Source organism: Sulfitobacter sp. HI0027 (genome assembly GCF_001634775.1).
GTDB lineage: Bacteria > Pseudomonadota > Alphaproteobacteria > Rhodobacterales > Rhodobacteraceae > Sulfitobacter.
This window is the reverse complement of the sequence record NZ_LWER01000019.1, coordinates 1-5,422: the sequence shown is the minus strand read 5'-3', so window position 1 is coordinate 5,422 and position 5,422 is coordinate 1. Positions and strand designations below refer to the sequence as shown.

4 protein-coding genes and 1 pseudogene are annotated in these 5,422 nt (G+C 56.2%); 2 read left to right on the top strand and 3 right to left on the bottom strand.

Features of this window, described 5'->3' with window-relative positions; translation table 11 throughout:
* Window positions 1-197: pseudogene (locus A3722_RS22975) on the top strand (IS110 family transposase); the annotation flags it as partial.
* Window positions 198-541: 344 nt separating this feature from the next.
* Here A3722_RS22975 and A3722_RS01470 read toward each other — a convergent pair.
* From A3722_RS01470 to A3722_RS01460, 3 genes are read right to left on the bottom strand one after another with little or no spacing between them, the layout of a single operon-like run.
* The gene (locus A3722_RS01470) at window positions 542-1,966 is read right to left on the bottom strand and encodes a phosphotransferase (RefSeq protein WP_236627312.1); all 1,425 of its coding nucleotides are present in this window, start codon (window positions 1,964-1,966) and stop codon (window positions 542-544) included.
* Window positions 1,963-2,850 (bottom strand): sensor histidine kinase, encoded by an 888-nt coding sequence (locus A3722_RS01465; RefSeq protein WP_067627035.1) that lies wholly within the window; start codon window positions 2,848-2,850, stop codon window positions 1,963-1,965. Before A3722_RS01465 ends, A3722_RS01470 begins: the two co-directional genes overlap by 4 nt.
* Window positions 2,847-4,682 (bottom strand): ATP-binding protein, encoded by a 1,836-nt coding sequence (locus A3722_RS01460; protein WP_067627033.1) that lies wholly within the window; start codon window positions 4,680-4,682, stop codon window positions 2,847-2,849. Before A3722_RS01460 ends, A3722_RS01465 begins: the two co-directional genes overlap by 4 nt.
* 530 nt (window positions 4,683-5,212) lie before the next feature.
* Here A3722_RS01460 and A3722_RS01455 point away from each other — a divergent pair.
* The coding region (locus tag A3722_RS01455; protein WP_201721936.1) for a transposase at window positions 5,213-5,422 on the top strand (210 nt) is incomplete at its 3' end.

Genomic DNA, 5,422 nt, shown 5'->3' with positions numbered 1-5,422 from the left:
TTTATGCGGCCGCGAATGCACTGCTAATGCGCACGATAGCAGGCTCTCAGATCAAGTCCTGGGGCATGCGACTGGTGCGAACCAAAGGACGCCGCCGCGCCGTTGTCGCGGTGGCCAGAAAGCTCGCCGTCCTGCTGCATAGAATGTGGACAGATGGCACCGAGTTCCGTCCGGCACAGGTGGAGGGCACAGCATGATCTGATCCGCCACCCTCAAAAGCCGAACGGGATCGTCCCTCACCGGACGAGGTCTGTGGAAGAAGCCGAAAATGGCTGCTGCGCAACGAGAAGCGCGTCCCTTAGCAAGGCTCTCCGCTGCCAATCCGACACATGCGTGCAGCGATGCCCGACGGCATCAACCAAACTGCGAAGAGAAGCGTGACCCGGATGAGTGACAATGATCCACAAGAAAGAAGGAAAACGAGCTTGACCCAAACGCCCAATTAGAGAAGCTGCCGTTCGAACTGAGTTTCTCGAATGACCGGTTCAGCGTAAATTAGACGGGGGTATGCGGCCCCCGTAGCTTACCGACGCAATTCTGACTATGAACCGTCCCAGCAAGCGTGGACACCATCTAACAAGGCCAGGATTCTGTCCTTGTCTGTATCCGGGTATTTTAGCTGACGCAGCAAATAGCTGTACGCACACGCTGCCAGTTCGCGTTGGCCCACCATCAGTTTTTCGGACCAAGACCTGCAAGCCCGAATGAACTCCGGCATAGGGCAACCAACGAGATACATTTCGAGGTTATGCCATTGGCGGCAAGCATCAGCAGTCGGCCAGTCTGGTCCCCGTGTCGGATTGTCCTGCAATACTGCACTCAATTCCAGTGTCATCGGATCGTAGGCCGCTGCTCCGAACCCGACGTCACCGTAATCAATGACCAGTACGCCGCCCCCGGAGGACACGAGTATGTTCTCGCCGTGTAGGTCGCCATGCACAGAGCACCAGCGAGTCTGTACTTGTCGGCTCTCGAAATCTTTTGCCCAAGCGAGCCCATAATCCGCATGCAGCTTGGCGGCCCAGTCGTCTGACACCCATTGCGCTCTTATCGAAGCTATTGACCGTCGTTCCTGATTTCGGCCCTTCGACCATCCATCAAGAGCATCAGCTGTAGCGGCGACAGCTTTTGCTGCCAGCTCATCTTCCTCTGCCATAGTCTTAAACATCGATGCATCGTGTCCGCTTGCGAGTTGGTAGAAGATACCCGCCATTGCCCCCGCACCGAACTCCAGTAGCTTCATCTTCCGGGGGGTTGCAGCTCCGTCGAGCAGTACAACGTGGGCATCGTACCGCGCGTCCTCATCTTGCATTTGTGGAAGTTCGCCCAACTTGGCAACAACTTCCCGAATGGGCGCGCCTGTTTGATCGAACATCTGCAATCGAAGTGGTCTGGCACCGGATTTTCCCGCTCCAATTGGGTAGATTCTGCATGTGACTGCATGGAAATGCTTGGCGAAGATGCGAACAAGGCGATCTTCACCCGTCGACAAATTGAGTCCATTTGTCTGAAGTTCAATTTCGGACAAAGCATGGATCGCAGATACAACCCTACCAATTTTCTCTGGTGCCTGATCGATATCGATCTTTCTTAGGAATTCGACTGTATCGACCTTGGCACCCTCGCTCCAAATGTCCGAAACGTGTTTCTGGGCGAGGAGCGGCGCGATAAAATCGTCTGATGGCGACCCAGTGAGAACAAGTATTTTTGTCCCCGGCGTCACGCTCCGAACATGATGAAACACATACTTCCCGTGCTCGGAATCGAAATCGGTTGTGCCAGCAGCTGTCGGGATCTTTAAGTCGAGGATCGCCAAATCAAAGAAATCGCTTTCCAGCTTGGCTACCGCGTCATTGCGATTAGTTACAAATGTCGTGTTCACTTGGCCGCCGAACTCGGAGATGATGCGTCGAAGCTCGGCGATGTAGTCGTCGTCATCTTCGACGACCAATATACTTGCAGTCACTTGCGCCACCGTGCGGTGTAGAGTGCGCCGCCATGCTTCGCCGGCTCGAGGGTCAGAGAACCGATCATCGTCTCCACCGCCTGCCGGGCGATGGCTAAGCCGAAGCCGATGTGATCCTTTTTTGTCGAGTTTCCGATCTCGAAGGCAGTTTCGATCGGTCCGGTGATGCCGCCGCCGTGGTCCACTACCGCCAGCCAATAGTCGACGTCGGTATTACCCCAGCTGATCGTGACGTCATGAGGGCTGGGTTGCGCAGTTGCCACCTGCTGGGCTTCAATAGCGTTACGTATGCCGTTCGCGACCACCATCCTGACAAGCGAGGGGTCGCTCTTGATGAGGAACGGACGGGCGCCGATCGTCGAAATCCATTCACGGTTCTCAGGACCGTAGACATCAAGGAGTTCGTCGACGAGCGCTGACAAGTCAAATTCCTGAGGGCGTGGCACGCTGGCAGCGTTTTTCAATAGCTCAATTGCATCGAAGACCCGTGTGACCGCCTCCAGATGCTGTTTCGTCCCTGATCCATCCCAATGCTCACCAAGCTCTCGCTTAGCCGCAAGCCTAACCAGACCGATCGGCGAAGATATTTCGTGTAGGAGGAACCCGGTGATCCACTCCATCGCCTTCCCATAAATCTGCTTTCGCACCTCCCCTGATACTACATTGGCCTCATCCGCAGATGGCGCTGGTGCCTGTTCTTTGGCCAGCCGCCGGATAGTCTCCTGAAGGGCATAGTTTACGTAGGTTACAGTTTCTTCCCGCTGGGCATTCCGAATGCGAGGCAAATCGGTCCCAAGGCCAACATCACCGAGAGCACGGGCAGCTTGACCGCGCAAATGAGCGGACGTTGCCTTTAGTTTGTCCAGCGCTTCTTCCCTGGTCATGCCAAGCCTTGTGATCCATAGAAACCGGCGCGCTGCTGGAAGGCTGCCGCACCGCCTTCCATTACTGAGGTAATCGCGTGAACGACCGGAGCATCGGTCAGCGCACCATGGGTGATTGGGAAACCACGACGACCGTCGGAACCAAGCTGTAGGACAAAGTCGGCAGAGCCCAGCACGGGAATGTTCGCGTTGTGTGTTGAGAAGAGCAACTGGCCATTAACGGGGCGCGCCAAAATGGATTTGATTAAGGTGTCCGCAATAAAGGCATTGTCGATGTGGTCCTCCGGCTGATCCACTATCAGAATGCGCTCCATGTGCCGCAACACCAGAGGGAGGATAACCGTACAGCGCTGGCCGGTTGAAAGTTCGGAAATGTCCTTGTAGTCTGGTCCGTCCATTAGTGAGAACGTGACATAGTCGTCAACGGGCGAGGTCACAATGCTACCGAGGTCCGCATCTTTGAGGGCGACGACGACTTTGGCCGCCCTGTCCTTTGTTAGAGAACCCCGGGTTGCAATAAGGTCGAAATCATCATTGTCGACGGCTTCCAACAGCTCACGTGGGCTGATCCGTGGTGCCAATGCAGACACCAAGTCGTTGTACCGCAGACCACTGCCACGCAGTGATTCGGTTAGCGCGCTTGCGAAAGCATCAGCCTGGCCGCCGCGCATCACGACTATTCTAATTCGGGGGCCAAGTACTTCGTTGAGACGCATTGCAGCCTCTTTCCGCGCCTCGTATCGAGTCGACCGCATGTCCTCAAGCGCGTCCAATGCTTGATTGCGACGCGAGATGACGGCCTGAAGGTTCGCGATCCGCGACTGCCTAACAGCCATCAGCGATTCCAGATGCGCCTTTCGCTCCCGTAGCAACTGTCCTCGTCGGACGATTTCTCCAGCCCCAGTTTGAAGAGCTTCAATCTCTCGACGCAGATCTCGCGCCTGATCTTCGCATTCCAATTTCTCCGCCACTATCCCATCGGCGAGCGAAGCGGCAACGGCTTCGGCCGCGCCAAGTTCTTGCAGAGAGTAACGGATATACTCTTCGGCTTTCCCCACCCGTGCTCGCATCTCTCCAAGCGGATCGTCTCCCGCATTATCAGGCCAAGCCTCTTGGGACATTTGGCCGCTGCTGTTGATCGACGAACGCCATCGTGCGATTTCGTTTCGAAACCTTTGAATCGCTTCCGCCGCGACGCCCTTCAAGGCGATGGTACTGCTGAGCTGGCCCAGTTGGGCAGTTTTTGCACTTGTGTCAGCCGAGAGTGCCGCCAGCTGTTGCTCCTGTGGCGCGACCTGATCGATCTGTTCCAAAATCGACGGCATTTCCGCCAGTTGTTGATCCAACCGCTCGATGTCGGCGCGAATTGTTTTCGCCTCGGCGGTCGACGAACGGACCGAAGCTATGGTTTCCGTTTCCATTGATAGGGCCAAGCGCTGGTCCCCGATGAAGCCATCAAGCAAGCGCAACCGTCCACCTGCCTGTAGACCAACGGTCTCGATCTCAGTCTGTGATAGCACTATCGGTGCCGGGAATGGCCCCGAAGTACGAGGGGCAGGATCGTTGGCCGATCGCGACACTGCTATCCTGCGGCCCTCGTCTAACAGCGTCAAAGTGACCTGACCAGATCCCAGCACCGACAACGCGTGCTCACGACTACGTTTAGTGGTTTCGGGCGTGTAGCCGTCGACTCCAAGGCAGAATCGAATGAGTTCGATTAGGGTAGTTTTACCGGTGCCACGCGCGCCGATCACCACGTTAAGACCTGGTCGCAGGCAAACGTCAAATCCATTGAGGAAACCCTCCTCAATCTGAACTCGCTCAATGATCATCTTGCCCTCGCTAAATCAAATGTCCCGACCTTCGGATTAAACGCTTCAGCCCCGACGTTCCTCAAGCATATGAACCTACCCAGACGAGGTTTCATGGCAATAGGAAAAGCAAGAAAGAATAGTGCCCCCGAAAAGGCAGTACGTGTTTGTGTCAGCGTCGAGCAAGTGCCTGACCCGCAGTTATTACTTCTCGTTTCGGTATGCCGCCACTGAGTCTGAACGACCGGCTCGACAACCCGAGACGCTGCGCTCAACTCAATGCGGCTGGGAGCTATGAGCCGCGTCGCCCGAAATGCTCGGATGAGTTTTCCTTTTCACTGTGCCGTCATTGGGAATGCGGGAGACCCTTCGCCCCTTCGACAGCCACCTCGGAGCAGTGTCCCAACAGTTGGTGTAACTCCCACTGGTAGCGCGGGCTGAGCGGAGCCTTCGCATAGCGAAGCGAGGCCCGTGCGGGTCCCTTGGCGGCCATGGTTGTTCTTCGGCTAAGGTTTGGTTTGCGGACCTAACTTTGACCGAGGAGAACGACCATGACCAAGAACAGTCTATCAGATACTGCCGCGCTGCGTGCGCTTTTGTCAGAGACATCTGACAGCAACCTGCTTGCCGAGATGCTCGGTTTCGTCGCCGACCGCCTCATGGCGCTGGATGTCGACCAGCTCTGCGGTGCCAGTGCGCACGAGCGAAGCAGCGACCGCATGAACCATCGCAACGGATACCGGTCCCGAGCTTGGGAAACG

Excerpts from the sequence above, each read along its gene's own strand:
- A3722_RS01460 (WP_067627033.1), bottom strand. The coding sequence starts at position 4,682 with ATGATCATTGAGCGAGTTCAGATTGAGGAGGGTTTCCTCAATGGATTT.
- A3722_RS01465 (WP_067627035.1), bottom strand. The coding sequence starts at position 2,850 with ATGACCAGGGAAGAAGCGCTGGACAAACTAAAGGCAACGTCCGCTCAT.